This window comes from Streptomyces sp. NPDC012835 (genome assembly GCF_042900885.1).
In the GTDB taxonomy this organism is placed as follows: Bacteria; Actinomycetota; Actinomycetes; order Streptomycetales; family Streptomycetaceae; genus Streptomyces.
Map to the genome: position 1 here is coordinate 175,320 of NZ_JBIBBW010000004.1, position 18,663 is coordinate 193,982.

At 70.8% G+C, this 18,663-nt stretch carries 14 protein-coding genes and 1 pseudogene; 2 read left to right on the top strand and 13 right to left on the bottom strand.

Going from position 1 to position 18,663, the window contains the following annotated elements:
- Positions 1 to 23 precede the first annotated feature (23 nt).
- On the top strand, positions 24 to 1,169 hold the full coding sequence (locus ACFY6S_RS19000; RefSeq protein WP_388818833.1) for an FAD-dependent oxidoreductase: 1,146 nt from the start codon (positions 24 to 26) through the stop codon (positions 1,167 to 1,169).
- 265 nt (positions 1,170 to 1,434) lie between these two features.
- Here the strand turns inward: ACFY6S_RS19000 and ACFY6S_RS19005 are convergent.
- Both ACFY6S_RS19005 and ACFY6S_RS19010 read right to left on the bottom strand, forming a co-directional pair.
- Positions 1,435 to 1,569, bottom strand: a pseudogene (locus ACFY6S_RS19005) (vacuolar transporter); the annotation flags it as partial.
- A 157-nt stretch (positions 1,570 to 1,726) separates the two neighbouring features.
- Positions 1,727 to 3,157, bottom strand: coding sequence for an endo-1,4-beta-xylanase (locus tag ACFY6S_RS19010; protein ID WP_388818836.1), 1,431 nt, complete (start codon positions 3,155 to 3,157; stop codon positions 1,727 to 1,729).
- A 722-nt stretch (positions 3,158 to 3,879) separates the two neighbouring features.
- Between ACFY6S_RS19010 and ACFY6S_RS19015 the strand changes: the two genes are divergently transcribed.
- Positions 3,880 to 5,346 (top strand): non-reducing end alpha-L-arabinofuranosidase family hydrolase, encoded by a 1,467-nt coding sequence (locus ACFY6S_RS19015; protein ID WP_388818839.1) that lies wholly within the window; start codon positions 3,880 to 3,882, stop codon positions 5,344 to 5,346.
- 292 nt (positions 5,347 to 5,638) lie between these two features.
- Here ACFY6S_RS19015 and ACFY6S_RS19020 read toward each other — a convergent pair whose 3' ends face one another.
- The 11 genes from ACFY6S_RS19020 to ACFY6S_RS19070 form a co-directional block, all read right to left on the bottom strand.
- Positions 5,639 to 6,616 carry a LuxR C-terminal-related transcriptional regulator gene (locus ACFY6S_RS19020; RefSeq protein WP_388818842.1) on the bottom strand — a complete coding sequence of 326 codons (978 nt, stop codon included), beginning with the start codon at positions 6,614 to 6,616 and terminating at the stop codon, positions 5,639 to 5,641.
- Between the two features lie 182 nt (positions 6,617 to 6,798).
- Positions 6,799 to 7,515 carry a 4'-phosphopantetheinyl transferase family protein gene (locus ACFY6S_RS19025; RefSeq protein WP_388818844.1) on the bottom strand — a complete coding sequence of 239 codons (717 nt, stop codon included), beginning with the start codon at positions 7,513 to 7,515 and terminating at the stop codon, positions 6,799 to 6,801.
- A gap of 11 nt (positions 7,516 to 7,526) precedes the next feature.
- Entirely contained in the window at positions 7,527 to 8,123 is a 597-nt protein-coding gene (locus tag ACFY6S_RS19030) for a nitroreductase (RefSeq protein WP_388818847.1), read from the bottom strand.
- An 85-nt stretch (positions 8,124 to 8,208) separates the two neighbouring features.
- Positions 8,209 to 9,063, bottom strand: a complete 855-nt coding sequence (gene ddaH / locus ACFY6S_RS19035; RefSeq protein ID WP_388818850.1) for a dimethylargininase — start codon at positions 9,061 to 9,063, stop codon at positions 8,209 to 8,211.
- Positions 9,064 to 9,121: 58 nt separating this feature from the next.
- Positions 9,122 to 9,550 carry a VOC family protein gene (locus ACFY6S_RS19040; protein WP_388818853.1) on the bottom strand — a complete coding sequence of 143 codons (429 nt, stop codon included), beginning with the start codon at positions 9,548 to 9,550 and terminating at the stop codon, positions 9,122 to 9,124.
- A 51-nt stretch (positions 9,551 to 9,601) separates the two neighbouring features.
- Complete coding sequence (locus tag ACFY6S_RS19045) at positions 9,602 to 9,859, bottom strand: acyl carrier protein (RefSeq protein WP_388818856.1); 258 nt, start codon at positions 9,857 to 9,859, stop codon at positions 9,602 to 9,604.
- Entirely contained in the window at positions 9,847 to 11,826 is a 1,980-nt protein-coding gene (locus ACFY6S_RS19050; protein ID WP_388818859.1) for an HAD-IIIC family phosphatase, read from the bottom strand. The genes ACFY6S_RS19045 and ACFY6S_RS19050 overlap by 13 nt, the downstream gene beginning before the upstream one ends.
- Positions 11,823 to 12,869 carry a ketoacyl-ACP synthase III family protein gene (locus tag ACFY6S_RS19055; RefSeq protein WP_388818862.1) on the bottom strand — a complete coding sequence of 349 codons (1,047 nt, stop codon included), beginning with the start codon at positions 12,867 to 12,869 and terminating at the stop codon, positions 11,823 to 11,825. The genes ACFY6S_RS19050 and ACFY6S_RS19055 overlap by 4 nt, the downstream gene beginning before the upstream one ends.
- Positions 12,870 to 12,925: 56 nt before the next feature.
- The gene (locus ACFY6S_RS19060) at positions 12,926 to 13,750 is read right to left on the bottom strand and encodes an aspartyl/asparaginyl beta-hydroxylase domain-containing protein (RefSeq protein WP_388818864.1); all 825 of its coding nucleotides are present in this window, start codon (positions 13,748 to 13,750) and stop codon (positions 12,926 to 12,928) included.
- A gap of 2 nt (positions 13,751 to 13,752) precedes the next feature.
- Complete coding sequence (locus ACFY6S_RS19065) at positions 13,753 to 14,595, bottom strand: DUF6202 family protein (protein WP_388818867.1); 843 nt, start codon at positions 14,593 to 14,595, stop codon at positions 13,753 to 13,755.
- Positions 14,596 to 14,610: 15 nt separating this feature from the next.
- Positions 14,611 to 18,534, bottom strand: coding sequence for an amino acid adenylation domain-containing protein (locus ACFY6S_RS19070; protein ID WP_388818870.1), 3,924 nt, complete (start codon positions 18,532 to 18,534; stop codon positions 14,611 to 14,613).
- Positions 18,535 to 18,663 lie beyond the last annotated feature (129 nt).

Consider the following 18,663-nt stretch of genomic DNA (forward strand, 5'->3'; position numbering starts at 1 on the left):
GAACCTACGGCTGGAGAGCTGGGATGAACACGATCGACAGGAACGAGGAGCCGCGGATCGCCATCGTCGGCGGCGGAATCGGCGGACTGGTACTGGTGGGGATGCTGCACCGGTACGGGATCGCGGCCACGGTGTACGAACGGGACACCGGCCTCGACGCCCGCCGGCAGGGAGGCACCCTCGACCTGCACCCCGATTCGGGACAGCGCGCCCTGGAGGAACTGGGACTGACCGAGGCGTTCCACGCCGCGGCCCGGCCCGAGGGCGAGGATCTGCGGATCCTCGACCCGGCAGGCAGAACGCTGGGCCGCCGCGCTCCCGAGCCGGGCAGCGGCACCCGACCGGAGATCGACCGCGGGGCTCTCCGGAATCTGCTGATGACGAGGGTGCCGGACACCGCTGTGAACTGGGGGCGCCACCTGACCGGCGTCGAGGAACTGCCCGCCGGCGGTTACCGGCTGGCCTTCGCCGACGGCGGCCGGGTGGACTGCGACGTCCTGATCGGCGCGGACGGCGGACGCTCCCGTATCCGCCCCCTGCTCACGGACGCCCGGCCGACCCACCTGTCCGCGTACCTGCAACTCACGATCACCGACGCCGACCGGCGCCGGCCCCGGACAGCCGACTTCGTCGGGCCGGGCAGCCTCATGGCCCTCGGCGACAACCTCAACCTGGGAGCGCAGCGGTCCGGCGACGGCACGATCCGCGTCTCGATAACGGTGCGCACCGACGACGGGTGGATCGGCCGGCAGCGGTTCGGTGACACGGACTGGGCACAGACGGTGGCACGCCTCCACGGTCTCTTCGCGGGCTGGGACCCGAGGTTGACCGAGTTGATCGATGCCTGCGACGCCGGATCGCTCGTCGGACGGAACATCGAGGCGCTGCCGGTCGGCACCCGTTGGCCCTCACGCCCTGCTGTCACCCTGCTGGGGGACGCGGCCCATCTGATGCCGCCGGTGGGCGAGGGGGCCAACCAGGCGATGCTGGACGGCGTCCTGCTGGCCCGCGCGATCGCCGACAACGGCGATGACCCTGTCGCCGCGGTCATGGCCTACGAGACCGAGATGTTCGACCGCGCGGAATCGATCGGAGCGGATTCGGCGCAGCTGGAGAGCATGGGTCTCGCACCCGACGCGGCCGAGCGGATGGCGGCCTTCTTCGGCTAAGGGCTGTCCCGTCCTGCCTGGTGGATCAGCGCGCGGCGTCAGATGCGGTGCGTCGCACGGCGGAGGAGCGTCCGCATACTGGATGTACGCGGATGTTCCGACAACGCGGCGAGGTGCCGTAGCTGTTGTCGCGCGCCCGCCGGGCAGGACGGGACAGCCCTTAGGGGCGTGGTGCGAAAGCGGCGCCGTCCGCACGGAGGGCGGGGCCCACGGCGTCCGGTGCGTGCGATCGCAACACGCCCTGGGGGCTGTGCCGAGTCGGGTCCTCGGTCTTCTCCCGGTAGAAACACGGCTGCGGAGTGTCGTAGCAGAGGCTCCACACTCCGCAGCCGCCCACGGGGCTGTTGTGGTCCCGGTTCATCCGCTGGGCGAACTCCACCCTGATGTCGGCGGCCTGCACGGCCGGGACGAGCTACGTGTGCGGCCTGCCGGCCACATGTGGCACGTACCAGGTGGTGGCGGTGGCCCGAGACCATCGGGGATGTCTTCGCGCGGGAGCGGGGAGAGCCGCGACGCGGGTCCTCCTCGCCGCACCCTTGCGTGTGCGGCAGGGCCCGTCAGGTGCGGGTCCAGCGCTGGTTGCTGCCGTTCGAGCAGGTGTAAAGCTGGATCAGGGTGCCGTTGGCGGTGCCTGCCCCCACGGCGTCGAGGCACAGGCCGGACTGGACGCCGACGATGGATCCGTCGGAGTTGAGGCGCCATTTCTGGTTGTCGGCGCCCCAGCAGCTGTAGATCTGGACCTTGGTGCCGTTGCCGGTGCCGGCGGCGTCCAGGCACTTGTTGCCGTAGACCCTGAACTCGCCGGCGGCGGTATAGGTCCACTGCTGGGGTGTTCCGTTCTGGCAGTCCCACAGGTGGAGCTGGGTGCCGTCGGTGGTGCTGGCGCCGGGCACTTCGAGGCAGCGGCCCGAACCGACGCCCTTGATCGCTCCGGCATCCGAAGGGGGCGTGGTGGTGCCGCCGTTGAGCGCGTTGAGGACGGCGGTGTAGGCGGCCTTCTTGCTGCCGTCATTGTTGAACAGCAGCGGCGTCTGCTCCGCTCGCCAGGAGTCGCTGTCGCGCACACCCCAGACGGTGATGCCGAGACAGCGCGGGACGGCCAGGCAGTCGTTGGTCACGCTGGTGTAGGTCGCGGCCGAGGCGCCCTGGATGTCGAGTTCGGTGATGGCCACGTCGACCCCGAGGGCGGCGAAGCTCTGCAGGGTGGTGCGGAAGTTGCTGTTGTAGGGGCTGCCGCTGTTGAAGTGCGACTGGAAGCCGACGCAGTCGATCGGCACGCCGCGCTGCTTGAAGTCCCGGACCATGGAGTACATGGCCTGGGTCTTGGCCCAGGTCCAGTCCTCGACGTTGTAGTCGTTGTAGCAGAGCTTGGCGGCCGGGTCGGCGGCGCGCGCGGCGCGGAAGGCGACCTCGATCCAGTCGTTGCCGGTGCGCTGCAGGTTGGAGTCGCGCCGGGCTCCCGTGCTGCCGTCGGCGAATGCCTCGTTCACGACGTCCCACTGGGCGATCTTGCCCTTGTAGTGGCCCATCACGCCGTTGATGTGGTCGGTCATCGCCTGGCGCAGCGTGGCGCCGCTGAGGCTCTGCATCCAGCCGGGCTGCTGGGAGTGCCAGGCCAGCGTGTGACCGCGCACCTGCTTGCCGTTCTGCACCGCCCAGTTGTAAACGCGGTCGCCGGCGGTGAAGTTGAACTGGCCCCGCTGCGGTTCGGTGGCGTCGATCTTCATCTCGTTCTCGGCCGTCACCGAGTTGAACTCACGGCCCGCGATCGTCGTGTAGGCCGAGTCACCCAGCTTGCCCGAGGCGATCGCGGTGCCGAAGTAACGGCCGCTCTGCGCCGCCGCGGCCCCGAGCGTGCTCTCGGCGGCCTGCGCGGTCGGTGGCGCGCCCAGTGCGGCGACCGTACCGAGGACGCCGACGACCAGCGCCACCAGCGGACCTCGGATCTTCCGGCGGACAACGGTTCCGGGAAGGGCGGACAAGCCCATGACGGTGCCTCCAGGATAGGAATCTCGAACGGGATCGAGCGCGGGGGAATGCGTGGTCCGCTCCGGCGCGGCAGACGGACGGAGCGGGCCGGAACCCGAACAAATAGGAATTCACCGGTCCTCCATCGCGGCTCAGCCGGGGGACCGCCACGCGGCGTCGCGCGTCTCTCCCACTGCGCGAAGAGCCGGGACGCCCCGGTGCGGTCCCCACCGGAACGAACAGGGTGGCGCGGGTGCTCTGGTACGCGGATCTGTTGTGCGGCTGTGGGCGGATCTGCCGTGCGGCACAGGTCGCCCGGACCGACCTCGTCCGACATCTCGAACTGTGGCCGGTGTCTCAGACAGAGATGATTGAGGTGGTGATGAGGGATCGTCAATACACCCCGCAGAAGAAGTTTCGGTTCCAAGCCCGAAAATTTCTGAATCCCCGGTCAGCCGGACGGTGATCCCGGTGCCGTCTTCGACGGAGACCGCCGGGCCGCGACTGAGGCGTGAGCGCGGGGCGTGTCCGGTCGGCGGGGAGCGCGTCGGGGCCGAGGGCGAGGCACTGTTTGTGGACAGATCGGCGGCAGCCCTTGACCGAAGGTCCCCGCATTCCTAGCTTGTGGCGTCAAAGAATCCAGAGAGTCTTCGAAACTTTCGCGAAACAGACCTCTGCGCCCCGCACGATCGCTCCGCAGCTCATCGGCTGTCTCACCTCCGCCTCCGAAGGAGCCCCTCCGATGTGGTTTCGCCATCCGTCCCCGGTCCGCCCCAAACGCTTGTTCGCCGTCCTCGCGCCCCTGCTCCTTGTGGCCACCTTCCTCGGTGCCCAGCCCGCCGGCGCGGCGACCGTGGACCCCAACGCCTCGTATGTGCTGGTCAACCGCAACAGCGGCAAGGCCCTGGATGTCCACAACATGGCGACCGGCGACGGCGCCCGCATCACCCAGTGGACCAGGAACGATCAGAACCAGCAGCAGTGGCAGTTCGTCGATTCCGGGGGCGGCTACTACCGCATCAAGTCCCGCCACTCGGGCAAGGTACTGGACGTCTACAACTGGTCCACCGCGAACAGCGACTCCATCGTCCAGTGGGCCGACCTGAACGCCACCAACCAGCAGTGGCGGCTGGCCGACAGCTCGGACGGCTACGTGAGGTTCATCTCGCGCCACAGCAACAAGGCCCTCGAAGTACAAGGCGCCTCCACCACCGACAACGCGAACATCGTCCAGTACGACGACTGGGGCGGCACCAACCAGCAGTGGCAGCTCGTCAAGGCCGGCGGCGACAACTCCGGCCCCTGCGATCTTCCGTCGGCATACCGCTGGACATCAACGGGCGCGCTGGCGCAGCCCAAGCAGGGATGGGTCTCGCTCAAGGACTTCACCGTCGTCCCCTACGACGGCAGGCAACTCGTCTACGCGACCACACACGACACCGGGACGAGTTGGGGTTCGATGAACTTCGGCCTGTTCACCAACTGGTCGGGGATGGCCTCGGCCGGCCAGAACGCGATGTCGGCTCCCGCCGTCGCGCCCACGCTCTTCTACTTCGCGCCGAAGAACATCTGGGTGCTCGCCTACCAGTGGGGCGGGACCGCCTTCTCCTACCGGACGTCGAGCGACCCCACCAACCCGAACGGCTGGTCGTCCCAGCAGGTGCTCTTCTCCGGAAGCATCGCCGGCTCCGGAACAGGACCCATCGACCAGACGCTCATCGGTGACGGGACGAACATGTATCTGTTCTTCGCCGGTGACAACGGCAAGATCTACCGGGCCAGTATGCCGATCGGGAACTTCCCGGGCAGTTTCGGCACGACCTCGACAGTGGTCATGAGCGATACGACGAACAACCTGTTCGAAGCCCCGCAGGTCTACAAGCTGCAGGGCCAGAACCGCTACCTCATGATCGTCGAGGCGATCGGCGCGCAGGGCCGCTACTTCCGCTCGTTCACGGCCACCAGCCTCAACGGCTCATGGACACCCCAGGCCGCGACCGAGAGCAATCCCTTCGCCGGCAAGGCCAACAGCGGCGCCGACTGGACCAACGACATCAGCCACGGCGAACTGATCCGCACCAGCGCCGACCAGACCATGACCGTCGACCCCTGCAATCTCCAACTGCTCTACCAGGGGCGCAGCCCCAACTCCGGCGGCGACTACGGCCTCCTGCCCTACCGTCCGGGTCTCCTGACACTGCAACACTGACGACGTGACACGGATCCGGCTCCACCGCCCGGTCCGGCTCCGGCAGGGAGCCGGACCGGGCGGTGGAGAACAGCGGGTAGCTGTCCAGGTTCCTGGCCGGGCCGCCCTTGGCACCCGAGGTGATGAACCCGGCCGGCTGCTCGCCCCGCCCGCGCGGGGCCGGCCGGCGGGCTCGCTCCACGAAACCGGGCCGCTCCAGGTCCACCCCGCCGCCTACCGCCCCCGGCCCCGGCGGGCCGGATGCGCCTGACGTTCCGCCGACGACGATCCGGTCGCGCCGGCTCGCGGGACGTTACGAGAGCCAGCCGGCCCGCGCGGCCAGAACGCCCGCCTCGAAACGGCTGCGTGCCTCCAGGCGCACCATCAGCCCGGACACCGTGCGCCGTACCGTACGCAGCGAGAACCCGAGCTTCTTGCCGATCGCCTCGTCCGTGTGGCCGCTCGCCAGCAGGTACATCAGCTCCCGCTCCCGGCGGGAGAGCCCGTTGGAGTCCGGCCCGTCCTGCTCGTACCAGGGGTTGCCACCGTCCCAGAACCGGGTGAAGAGCACATGGAGCGCCTGCACGGCCCCGCGGCTGCGGATCTCCAGGGCGCCGCGCCGGCCGTCATCCGGATCGAGCGGCACGAGGGCCACCTCCTGGTCGACGATCACCATCAGCATGGGGAGGCACGGCACGGTCCGGGTCTCGCCGCCGAGAGTGGAGAGCCAGCTGACGTAATCCCGCGTGCTCGCGTCATTACGAAAGCTGTCCTGATACACCGTGCGCAGCGAAACGCCGCGTTCCAGTGCCATTTGATCGAGCGGCTTACTCGATTCCAGCGCATCGGAGCGCTGGGCACCGCCGGGGAGGAAGGAAAGACATTCCGTGCGCGCGGTCGCGGCGAGCTGTTCCAGTCGGAGCCTTACCGCGACGAGGCCGAAGTGCTGCTCGACGACCTCGGGCGCATGGGCTTGGCGTCCATATCGGGTGATGAGTGACACCACGGAGGTACGGGCCGCCTCCAGCTGCCGTTGCCTGGAACCGAGATCCACTTCGATGCGGTTGAGAAGCACTCCGAGCCCGACTTCGGGGCTGACCGTGCGGAACTCCGTCTCGTCGGTCCCCTGACGGAGAAGGCACAGGTCGGACAGGCCGTCGAGGGCCTCGCGGATGCTCCGTTCCGCGAGGCCCAGGTGTTTGGCGATCTGCTGCACTCCCATTTCAGGCCGTTCGAGGAGCAATCTGTAGACCGCCTCCACGTCCGGTTCCAGACCGAGTACTTCCAGCATGAATCCTCCTCCCCCCCTCGGGCATGCCCCCGCATGCCCCAATGACTCATGTGAATATCCGGATTTGGCCGCCCAAATCAATCGGATGGACGGCCATAACTGAACGGGTATGCTATAGGCGTAAAATCAATCACGCCTGCGCATAAGTATTTATGTCTCAAAATGATCGGCCGGATGGTGCGCTACGCCGCCACAGCGACGGCCGCTCGGTATCCGGCGGCGACCTGCACGTCGGTGACCCGCCACCCCGACACCGGCTCCGGCGTCTCCGCCGTGCCCACGAAGGGGAAGTCGGTGCCGTGCGTCAAGCCCGCCCCCTCACCCTTGAGGCACGCCTCCTTCCGGGTCCAGCAGCGCAGGAACGCGTCGGTGCGCTCAGCCGGTGGCAGCGCGGCGAGTCCGGTCCGCTCCCGGGGGTGGAGCGTGCCCATCAGACCGTCGGCCGTGCCCTCGGGCGGTCTGGCCTCGACGTCGACCCCGACCGGGGTGCGGGCGAAGGCGTACAGCACCAGATCGTCGCTGTGCGAGAGGGAGAAGTGCAGGTCCGGGCGGTGCAGCGACGGCCGGCCGCCGGGCCGCCCGCACCGCGCGCAGGGCAACCGGGTGAGTGTCACCCGGGCGGGATCCTGCCGCAGGTAGGCGCCGACAAGCCGGCACAACACCACATGGGCCACGGTGTACCGGTGCCGGTCGGACTCATGCACGAACCGTGAACGCCGCAGCGCCTCGTCCGGTGCCAACAGCCTCTCGGCGGCGGCGTCCACCCGGCAGGAGTCGGCGCGGGCCAGCCACAGCTGCGGCGGCCCGCCCTCCTCCGGCAGATCGAGCACCCCAGGCGGGAGCCCCTCTTCCACCGGACGCGGGGTCAGGAGCGCCCGCGCGGGATACGTCACGCTCACGTCCCCGCGCGTCAGACCGCCCCGGCGGCGGCCGGGACCTTGTCCGCGCCGCGCCCGCGGAGCTCGCCGAAGGACGTGATCAAGCCAGACACGTCCTCCAGCGGCCGTCGGTTGCGGACCGTGTGCGCGTCCGCCGTACCTATGTCGAGGGTGCCCAACAGCCTTTCTCCCGGCGTCAGTCGGAGCAGCCCACCGATGGCCGTACTACGTGTGAGCGCGCCGGTCCGCCAGATGCTCCCGTATCCGCGCGCGTGCAGAAGCAGCATCAGCGAGTAGTTCATACAGGTCGCCGCCGCCAACTGCTCCCACTCCGGGATCTTCCCCTCGCGCGGGGCGAAGACGAGCGCGGCGACGAGCGGCGCCCGGCGAACCTTGGCCCGTATCCGCTCCGCCTGTTCCCCCACGGTGCCGGCCTCCTCGGCCAGGCAGCCCCCCAGAACGTCACGGTCCTCGTCCCGCAACAGCACCCAGCGCCAAGGGCGCAGGCGCCCGTGGTCGGGGGCGGCGCTCGCGCCGCGCAGCAGATAGGAGAACTCCTCGTCGCCGGGCGCCGGGTCTTGCAGCGTGTGCTCGCTGCGCCGGGTGGTCACCGCCGTCATCACGTCCATGGGGGATCCTTCCTGGGTCGTCGCGCAGGTGTTCGTCGCGCAGGGTCTGGGGCGAAAATCGGGGGGCGGGGGTCAGGGGCGGGGGTCAGATACGGATCTCGAGGGTGCAGCACTTCACGCTGCCGCCCCCTTTGAGGAGTTCGGAGAGGTCCATGCCGATCGGGCGGAAGCCGCGGGCCCGCAGCTGCTCGGCGAGCGTCCCCGCCGCCTCCGGGAGGACCACATGGAGGCCGTCGGAGACCGCGTTGAGGCCGAAGACCGCCGCGGCGGCGGCCGTGGCCTCGACGGCGTCCGGGAAGAGCGAGCGCAGGACGGCGCGGCTGCTCGCGGAGAACGCCTCCGGGTGGTACATGATCTCGTCACCGTCGAGGACCGCGAGGGCGGTGTCGAGGTGGTAGTAACGCGGGTCGACGAGTTCCAGGCTGACGACGGGGCGGCCGAAGAACGACTGCGCCTCCCGGTGGCTGCGCTCGTCGCTGCGGAAGCCGTACCCGGCGAGCACGAACCGGTCGGTGACGAGGAAGTCGCCCTCGCCCTCGTTGACGTACCGCGGGTCGTGGGACTCGGTGTAGCCGTTGGCCCGGAACCAGTCGAGGTAGGCGGGGCCCTCGGCGCGGCGCTCGGCGTCGCGGAAACTCGCGCCGAGCACCTTGCCGTCGACGACGGTGGCGCCGTTGGCGGCGTAGACCATGTCGGGCAGGCCGGGCACCGGGTCGATCAGGTCGACGGTGTGGCCCAGCTCCAGGTACAGCTCACGCAGCCGCTCCCACTGGAGGACGGCGAGGGCGGTGTCGACCGGCTTGGCGGGGTCCATCCAGGGGTTGATGGCGTAGACGACCTCGAAGTGGGCCGGGCGGCACATCAGGTAGTGGCGGCGGCGCTGCACACGGGTCTTCACGGTGGCGTCGGCGGTCGTCGTCCGGGTCGGGTCGAGGGTCATGGGTGTCCCCAGGGAGTGAGAGCCGGTGGGTGGTGGCGTGGTTGAGGTGCGAGCGGGTTCAGGGACCCGGATCGGGTCCGTAGTGGACCAGCTCCACCAGGAGGTCCGCGGGCTCCGGCTGGTAGAGAAAGGTGACCCTCATGCCCGGCCGGGCGCCCCGGCAGGGCTCGGCGTCGAGGAGCAGGTAGCCGAGGGCCCGCAACCGGGCCGTCTCCCCGGCGAGGTCGTCCACGGCGAAGGCGAGGTGGTAGAGGCCGGGGCCCGCGCCGGCCAGCCGGCCGTCGACCGCCGAGCCGCTCCGGGTGGGAGAGACGAGTTCGACGGTGGCGCCCACCGGGTCGCCGGGGAGGCTCCAGAACTCGCAGGCGACCCCGTAGGCGGGGGCCTCGCCCTGATCCGTACGAGCCAGGCCGAGGTCGGCGAGCTGGGCGCCGGCCCGGGCCGGGTCGGCCGTCGCGAGCCCGATGTGATCGAGACCCAGAATCACGGGCGGGCTCCTTGCGTACGGTCCGGGGCGGCAGGCGGCCGGGCCGGGGGGTCAGCTCGCATGCGCGCCGGTCGCGCCGAGCCGGCCCGCGATCTCCGCGGCGAGTTCGCCGACGGTTTCCAGGCGCATGTACGAGCGGAGGTCGAGCTGCACGGCGTAGGTCTGTTCGACGACGGCGAGAAGCCGCATGGCGGCCAGGCTGCCCCAGCTGCCGAGGCCGTCGAACCGCGAGTCGGCGTCGACGGCGTCCGCGGGGAGCTGGGCCACGCGGGCGACGAGGGACTGCAGGGTGCTCATCACGTCAGACATTCAGGTGCCTCCTTGGCGACCAGGGTGATCCAGTCAGGGGTCAGGGCGGGGAGGCCGTCGAGCCGGGCCAGATGGTGCACGGTGCCGGGCTCGTGGGCCTCGTCGCGGCCGGCGTGCTCGTCCCGCTCGGCCACCTCGGTGAAGCCCGCGGACGGGTAGAGCGAGGCCGCGGGGGCGTTGCGGGCGGTGGGCCGGAAGCGGGCCGCCAGCTGCCCGGCCCCGGCGCCGCGGGCGGCCTCGGCGACGTACTGGAGGATGGCCCGCTCGACGCCTCGGGAGAGCACCCGGCAGCTGAGCACCAGGTTCCGTACGGTCCAGGTGTCCGGTTCCCGGTCGAGCCAGACGCCGCCGACGACGCCCTCGGAGCCGAAGCGGTCGGTGACCTCGACGGCGAGCACCAGGTGGTCGGGCGACCGGGCGAGCCGCGCGGTGAGTGCCTCCCCGTGCGCCCGGCCCGTCATGTTGAACTGGTTGGTGCGCTGCTCGAGTTGGACGAGCCGGGGAAGGGTGAACGCGTCGGTGGGACCGACCGTCACCCGGATCTCCAGGGCCCGCAGATAGTTCTCCGCGGTGGCGTGGACGGTGCTGAGCTGGTGGCGTTCGCGCCGGCCCCGGTAGAGGGCGGTGCGTTCGGCATCGGTGGCGGTGGTACCGAGCTGGACGAACCGGGCGGCGTCGAGGACGCGTTCAGCGTGGTGGGCGGGGTCGCCGTCCAGCCGTACGACGTCGACCGGCGGCAGCGAGTCCGTGACCATGCCGCACTCGAAGGGGCTGTCGTCGGCGAAGACGAAGGCGTCGAGGCCGAGGTTCAGCTCCCGGGCGAGGGCGGCGAGGTGCAGGTCCTTGCGCTGCCAGTCGGCCATCACCGCGACGAAGTCGTCCGGCCGGAGCACCATGTCGGGGTGTCCGGCGAGGACCTCGTCGACCGGCGCCCGCTCGTTCTTGCTGCACACGGCGAGGAGCACGCCCTGGCGGCGCAGGGCCAGGGCCCGGCGCTGGAGGTCGGTGTAGCAGTCGCCGGGGTAGAGGGTGCCGAGCTCGATACCGGCCGGCCCGTCGTCGCCCAGGACCCCGCCCCACAGGGTGTTGTCGAGGTCGAGCACGAGGACCTTGCGGCCGAGGCCGGCCACGGCCCGGCAGAAGGCGCCGGCCTCGCGGGCGTAGGCCAGTTCCACGGTCGGTGTCCAGGCCATCCGGCCGAAGCGGTAGCGGCGTTCGTCGCGCACCGGTCCGGGGACGTCGGCGAGCAACGCCTCCAGGTCGAGGGTGTGGACACCGTCGTGGGTCTCCCCCGCCGTGAGGAGGGCGATGTTGGCCTCGCGCCAGACGCGGCCGAGGGCCGCGCCGCCGCGGAAGCTGATCACGCTCCTGCGGTCGGTGTGAGGGAGCGGCACGGTGTGGAGGAGGACGGCCGAGCCGGTTCGGGTGGCGAAGCCGGCCGCCGCGGCGGCGCAGGCATCGGCCCGGTCCCGTACGGCCGTGCCGACGGCGGCGAGGTCGGAGGGGTCCCAGTCGCGGGGGAGCAACGCTTCGGCAGCGAGCAGACACAGCGTCACATCCGGTGTGAACGCCGCGAGTTCGGAGTCCGGGGCGGTGAGCTGGAGGTCCAGCTGGTCGTAGGGGCAGAGGTGCAGCTCGGCGTCGATGCCGCCGACGAGGAGGGTGGCCCGCAGGAGCGGGAGGAGGCCGTCGGCGGTGAAGGTGGCGGCGACGGCGACCTTGAGGGTGACGGGGCGGGCGGGCGGGGTCACGGCGACCCGGGCCGCGGCGATCCCGTCGAGGAGCAGTCCTGCCTCGTGGACGAGCAGGGCGTCGTCGAGGGCGGCGAGTTCGGCCGCGAGGCCCGGATCGGTGGCGTCGGGCGTCTCGCGCAGGGCGCGGACGCGGTCCAGGACCGCCTCCCCCGGCAGGACCGTACCGGGCGGGGGCTCCCCGGAGAGGGCCACGCGGCGCGAGGCGGTTGTCATGGGGTGTCCGCCGTCCACCGCGGCCGGTCGAGGATCTCGACGATCGCGCAGGCGTAGGTGAATCCCATGCCGATACCGCACAGCGCCACCCGGTCGCCCGGGCCGACCTGGCCGGTCTCCAGGAGGTGGCTGAGGCCGGCGATCTGGTCGGCGGCGCCGATGTGGCCGACCCTGCGGCCCCATTCCCAGGTGGTGTTGGCGTCCTCGATGCCGAAGGTGGCGCGGAAGTCGATGTCGTCGAGGGTCCGGCCGACGTTCGTGAGGACCCAGCGGTCGATCTCCCCGGCGGTGAGGCCGGCGTCGGCGAGGGCGACGGAGACGCTCTCCTTCTGGCGTTCGGTGAGCGACTGGACGATCTTCAGGAGGAGTTCGCCGTTCTCCAGGAGGTAGTCGTCGCGGCGGGCGCGCAGGTCCACCGGTCCTTCGTCCTCCTTCCCGGCTGCCTCGAAGGGGTTGTTGCCGAGGTAGACCGCCCCGTACGTGCCGTCGCTGATGACGGCGGTGGAGAGCAGCCGGGCCACGCCGCCCTGCCGGGACAGGACGGCTCCGGTGCCGCCGTCACCGAAGACCACGCCCTTGTCGGAGCGGTAGCGGTCGAAGGCGGGGAGGGCGAAGACGTCGCTGGTGGTGAGCAGGGCGGCGGAGCGCTCGGAGCGGGCGGCCAGGTAGGCCGCCGCGATCTCCAGGGCTGCCAGGCCGCCGTTGGAGTACTGCTTGACCTCCACGGCGGCGGCCCGGCCGCCGATGGTGCGGCCCTGGACGTAGGAGGCCGGGGCGAAGTGGTCGAGGCCCTGGTGGCTGCAGCTGGAGTGGACGACGAGGTCGATGTCGTCCGGGGCCACGGTGCTGCGCCCCATGGTCAGGTCGGCGGCCTTCACCGCGAGTTCGACGGCGGGGCCGTCGTCGACCACGGAGATGGAGAGATAGCCGTCCGTGTCGCCCTCGGCCCGGTCGTAGCGGCCTTCGGCGACCGCGACCGCCGTGTCCTCGCGGCGGCCCAGGACGGCTCCGCAGGCGTTCACATAGATTCCGTTCCACCGCATCGCGTGCGGTCTCCTTCCGTTGTGGTTTCAGGCTCTCGGGGCGGGTGTCGCACGCGTCACCTGCGGACCATGCAGTACTCCTCGTGCTCGGTGGCGCGGTCCAGGAGGTCGGCGCGGCCGCTGCGGCCGGCGATCTCCTTCATCAGCACGAAGACATCGTCGCCGGATATCTCCGTGAGGAAGTGCTGCTTGATCAGGAGGGTCTGGACCTCCTGGTAGGTGTGCTCGTCGAGGGTCGCCGCCAGGCCGAGCAGGGCCGAGCGGCGCGGCTCGTCGAGCGGCGGCCGCTCCACGATGTTGCCGGGCGGGACGTCGGGGTCGGCGGGCAGTTCACCGACGAGGACCTGCTGGAGGCTCTCGGCGGTGAAGTCACAGACGACGTGGATGCGGTCGCGGGCCGAGAAGGAGCCCACCGAGTGGGTCCGGGTGGCGTCGAGGTACCACAGTTCGCCGAGGCGCATCCTGAAGACGGCGTTCTCCTCGGAGGCGAAGACACTGTCGTCGGTCTGGAGCGGGATGTGGATCCGCACCATGTTGCCCTTGAGTTCCAGGAAGTCGCGGTGCGGCACGTAGACACTGGCGGGTGCGAGCCGCATGAAGCGGGCGTATTTGAGGTACCGGGTGTGGAAGAGCCGGCCGATGAGTTCGCTCACGTACGGCAGCGCCTCGCCGTGCGGAGTGGGGCGGGCCGATCCCTCGTAGTCGCCGAGGGAGGACTCGGCGAGGCTGCCGGACTGGTTCCACAGCATGGTGCTGCGGAGCAGGCCGGTGCTGATGAAGTCGGCGTACGAGTCGTTGTACGTGAAGTCCCCGGAGGCGGCCAGGTCGACGGCGAGACGCTCCTCGTCGAGCCGGAGCGTGGCGATGCGGTGAGAGCGCATGGTCAGGCCGCCGTCGCCGCGGGGACGGTCTCGGGGAGGCCGAGGGAATCGGCGAAGGCGGTGAGGGCGCCGGCCCAGCTCGCGGAGTACTCGCGGGTCATCTCGGCGAAGGCGCGGGCCTCGTCCTCGGTGGTGACGAGGAAGGTCATCCCGGTCTCGTCGTCGCTGACCTGGGCGGCGTGCTGGGTCTCGGCCTTGATGTGCGAGTCGATCCAGGCGAGGTCCTCGGTGCCCGGGAAGAGGCGTTCGCCGTCCGCCTCCAGCTTGCCGTAGACGCGGCGGAAGCTGACGGCGATGTCGAGGGCGATGGTCTCGACGACGCGCAGCTGCACGGCGCCGCCGAGCGGGTTGTCGGCGAAGCGCTCCATGTTCTCGATGAGGCGGACCACACCCTCGGGCAGCCGCTCGGCGGCGGCGCGGTCCTCGGCGTCGACGCGCTCGGCGAGCGGTGTGATGATGGCGTCCTCCCACCACACGTAGTGCGCTCCGTCCGCGCCCTTCGGGGAGACGGCGCTGAAGACCGGGGCGAGGTTGTCCAGGTCGTCACCGATGACGCGGAAGATGGTCTGGAAGGCCGCCAGGGCGTAGCGGGACGGGGAGTGCTGCGCGTGCAGGGTGCGGGCGGCCGCGCCCAGGCCGGACAGGGTGGTGAACATGAACGCCTTGGTCATGGCACGCCACTGGTGAGCGACGGCGAGCGCACCGACGAAGTCCTCCGTCTCGTGCCCGCGGGCGAAGCTGAAGAAGCGGTTGTCGGCGCGGTCGAGTCCGGCCCCGGCGATCTCCCGGTCAACCAGTTCATCGAGGGCGCTGCGTGCGTCTGCGGTGATTGCGATATCAGTCACGAGTACTCCAGATTCCTAGATTTCACCGAACGAGAGCAGCTCGTCGATGATTTCGTGGAGGGCTCCGGCGAGATGTGCCGAATTCTCCTCGGAGATGAGGCTGAAATGGTTTCCGGGGATCTCGCGGGTGGATATCCCGGAGATCTTCTCCCGCCATCCGTGGTCCTCCCCGCGCAGAATCCCGGGGAATTCGACTCGGGGGTCGGGGTAGGGTTCGGCGGCCCGCAGCAGCCGGACCTCGCCCCGGTAGGGCTCGGGGGCGTAGCGGAGGAAGGCCGTGCGGTGCCGTTCCATCAGGGCGGGGATGTGCGCGGCGACCTCGGTGAGGCCGGCCAGGCGGGCGGTGAGGTCGCCCTCGCCGTCCACGAGGTCCATGGCCGCGAACGCGGCGCGGGCCTCGGCGGCGTCGGTCGGGTCGGGCACGGCGGCGGGCGGCAGCCAGCTGTCGAGCAGGGCGACGCCGACGAGTTCGACCTCGCGGCTCTGCCACAGCCGTGCCATCTCCAGGGCGACGCAGCCGCCGACGGACCAGCCGGCCAGGTAGACGGGGCGGGTGCCGCGGACGGCGTCGACGGCCTCGACGTAGCGGGCGGCCATGGCCTCGATGGACTCGGCGGGCTCGGCGCCCGCGCCGGCTCCGGTGGTTCCGTCGGCGCCCGCGGACTGGAGGCCGTACACGTCGTACACGGCGTCGAGCTCCCGGGCGACCGCGTGGAAGGGCAGGACCGAGCCGCCGGCGCCGTGTACGAGGAGTACGAGCGGCCTGCCCCGGGGGGTGACGAGCGGGACGAGGACGTCGTCCGCGCCTTCGCCGTCGGCGGCCGATTCGAGGCGGGTGGCCAGTTCGCGGACCGAGGGCGCGGCGAACACGTCGCCCACGGTGGGCCGGACGCCCAGCTCGCGGGCGCAGGCCGCGGTGAGCTTGAAGACCAGCAGTGAGTGCCCGCCGAGCGTGAAGAAGCTGTCGGTGACGCTGAGCCGGTCGAGGCCGAGGACCTCGCGGAAGACCGCGGCGAGCCGGGTCTCCCTCTCGCCCTCGGGTTCGACGATCTCCGTCGAGCCGCCCGCGGCCGCGCTGCCCAGGAGGGCGACGAGCGCCTTGTCGTCGATCTTGCCGTTGATGTTGTACGGGATGTGGTCGACGGGCACGATCGCCGCCGGGACCATATGGGTGGGCAACTGGTGGCGGGCGTGCCGCTCCAGCTCCCGCGGGACGGGCTCATGGCCCGGCTCGGCGACCACGAAGGCCGCGATGCGCCCGTCGAAGCCGCTCGGGGCGAGCGCCGCGCAGGCCCGTACGTCGGGGTGGTCGCGGAGAACCGCCTCGATCTCGGAGAGCTCGATGCGCAGACCGCGGACCTTGACCTGGCGATCGATACGGCCGAGGTGCTCGATGACGCCGTCCTCGCGGTAGCGGCACAGGTCGCCGCTGCGGTACATGCGCCCGCCGACGGGGCCGAAGGGGTCCGGAAGGAATCGCTCGGCCGTCATGGCGGGCCGGTTGTGGTAGCCGTGGGCGAGGCCGGTCTCGCCGCCGATGTACATCTCGCCGGGGACGCCGACCGGGAGGACTTCGAGGTCGGGGCCGAGGATGTAGACCCGGAAGTTGGAGCAGGGCCGGCCGAGCGGCAGCACGGGGACGCCCGGCTCGCGGGGGATGACGCCCTCGACGACGGTGCCGGCCTCGGTGGGGCCGCAGCAGTTGACGAAGTCGGCGTCGAAGCGGGAGTGGAAGGCGTCCCGCAGTCGGGGCTTGACCTCTTCGCCGCCGATGATGACCCGGCGCAGCGATCGGCAGCCGCCGGGCGGCACCTCCGCCAGGAACACCTCCATCATCGTCGGGACGAAGAACAAGGTGGTGACCTGGTGTTTCTCGGTCAGTTCGACCAGGTGGGCGGGGTCGCGGTGGCCGCCCGGGCGGGCGACGACGAGCCGGGCGCCGTAGTAGAGCGGCCAGTACAGCTCCCAGGTGGAGACGTCGAAGCCGTACGAGGTCTTGAGGATGTTGGCGTCGCCGGGGCCGAAGGGGTATTCCCGCTGGAGCCAGAGGATGTTGGCCAGGGCGCCGTCCACCGGGTAGGCGACGGCCTTGGGGCGGCCGGTCGAGCCGGAGGTGTACAGCAGGAAGGCGAGGGCGTTCGGCGGGGTGACGATCGGGAGGTCGCCGTCCGGGCACTCCTCCCAGGGCCGCTCGGCGCCGGTGAGCCGGAGTACCGGCCAGGGGCCCTCGGGGAGCCGGGCCGCGCCCCGCTCGTCGGCGAGGACCAGTTGGGGTTCGGTGTCGGCGAGCATGAAGTCCATGCGGCCGTCGGGGAGATCGGGGTCCATCGGCACGTAGGCGGCGCCGGCCTTGGCGACCGCGTACAGCGCGATCACCATGGTGAAGCTCCGGTCCATGCAGACCGCGACCTTGCCGCCGGGGCGCACGCCCCGGTCGCGCAGGTGGTGGGCGAGCCGGTTGGCACGCGCGTTGAGCTCGGCGTAGCTGAGTTCGCCCTCGTCGCCGACGAGAGCGGGGGCGTCGGGGGTGCGCCGCGCCTGCTCCTCGAAGGGCTCGGCGAGCGTCCGGTACGGGATGTCCGGCTTCGCGTAGGTGTTGAGGCTGTGCAGGACGTGCGTGCGGGTGGCCTCGGAGAGCAGCTCGACCTCGGCGGGGGAAGTCCCTGGGGAGGCGATGAGGGTGTCGAGGAGGTGCAGGTAGAGCCGGGAGAAACGTTCGATCGTCGAGCGGTGGAAGAGATCGGAGGAGTACTCCATGACCCCGCGCAGCGACGCGCCCTCGTCGGAGAGGGAGACCGTCAGGTCGGTGCGGGCGGACTTGGTGTCGAACTGGACCGGCGAGCCGTCGTCGGAGACGCTGTCGACGCCGAGGCCGGACACGAAGCCGAAGATGGTCTGGAAGACGGGGTTGACGCCCGGGGTGCGGGCCACGCCGAGTTCGGCGACGATCCGCTCGAAGGGCACCGTCTGGTGGTCCTGCGCCTCGTGCACGGTCCGCTGGGTCTGCTGCACCAGGGTGCGGAAGTCCGGCGCGGCGGACAGGTCCCCGCGCAGCGCGACCGGCTTCACGAAGCAGCCGACGATCCGCTCGGCGGTCTCGTCGTCCCGGCCGGCGAGCGGCGAGCCGATGACGATGTCGTTCTGGCCGGAGAGCCGGAACAGCAGGGTCTGGTAGACGGCGAGCAGGACGACGAAGACCGAGACGTTCTCCGCGGCGGCGAAGCCGCGCACCCGCTCGGCCGGTCCGGCCTCGACCTGGAAGCGGACCAGCTCGCCGCTGCGGGTCTCGTGAGCGGGGCGGGGCCGGTCCTTGGGCACGTCGAGCACCGGCAGTTCACCGCCGAGCCGGCCCTTCCAGTACGTCAGCTCCCGCTGCGTGTGGGCCTCGTCCGGATTCCGGGCCCGGGCCGCCGCGTAGTCCAGGTAGCCGACCGCCTGGACCGGCGTCAGCTCGGCGCCCGACAGCAGTCGGTGCAGCTCGTCCATGACCTGGCCGACCGACCAGTGGTCGATGATCACGTGGTGGAAGCCCAGGGCGAGCACGGCCCGCCGGTCGGGCAGGAGCAGCGCCAGCACCCGGAAGAGCGGCGCCTCGTCGGTGGGCAGCGGGCGCGCCGCCGCCTCGCTGACGATGGTCGCGGCCCGGGCCTCGGCGGTCTCCTGGTCGAGATCGCTCAGGTCGTACCAGGCGACCGGCGGCTCCACCGGGCCGCAGTCCTCCTGGAGCGGCTCGCCGTCGACCTCGACGATCCGCAGCCGCAGCGCATCGTGGCGCTCCGTCAGCGTGCGGACGGCAGAGATCAGCAGATCCCGATCGGGTGCCTCGGAGAGGGTGACGGCGTCGAAGAGGTTGTACTCCGCGCTCTCCGGAAATCGCCGGGTGAAATACCAGATACGAGCCTGCGCGGGAAGGAGCGGAACTCGGGCACCCGACTGCACCTTCGGAATCTCGACGGCAGCCCTTTCCGTTTTTCGACTGCGCAGCATTTCGAGAAGTTGAGCTTTTCCGGCACTGAGCTGACCCACCTGTCCACACCCCACAGCAGGAACGGAAGACTTTCTGGAGGA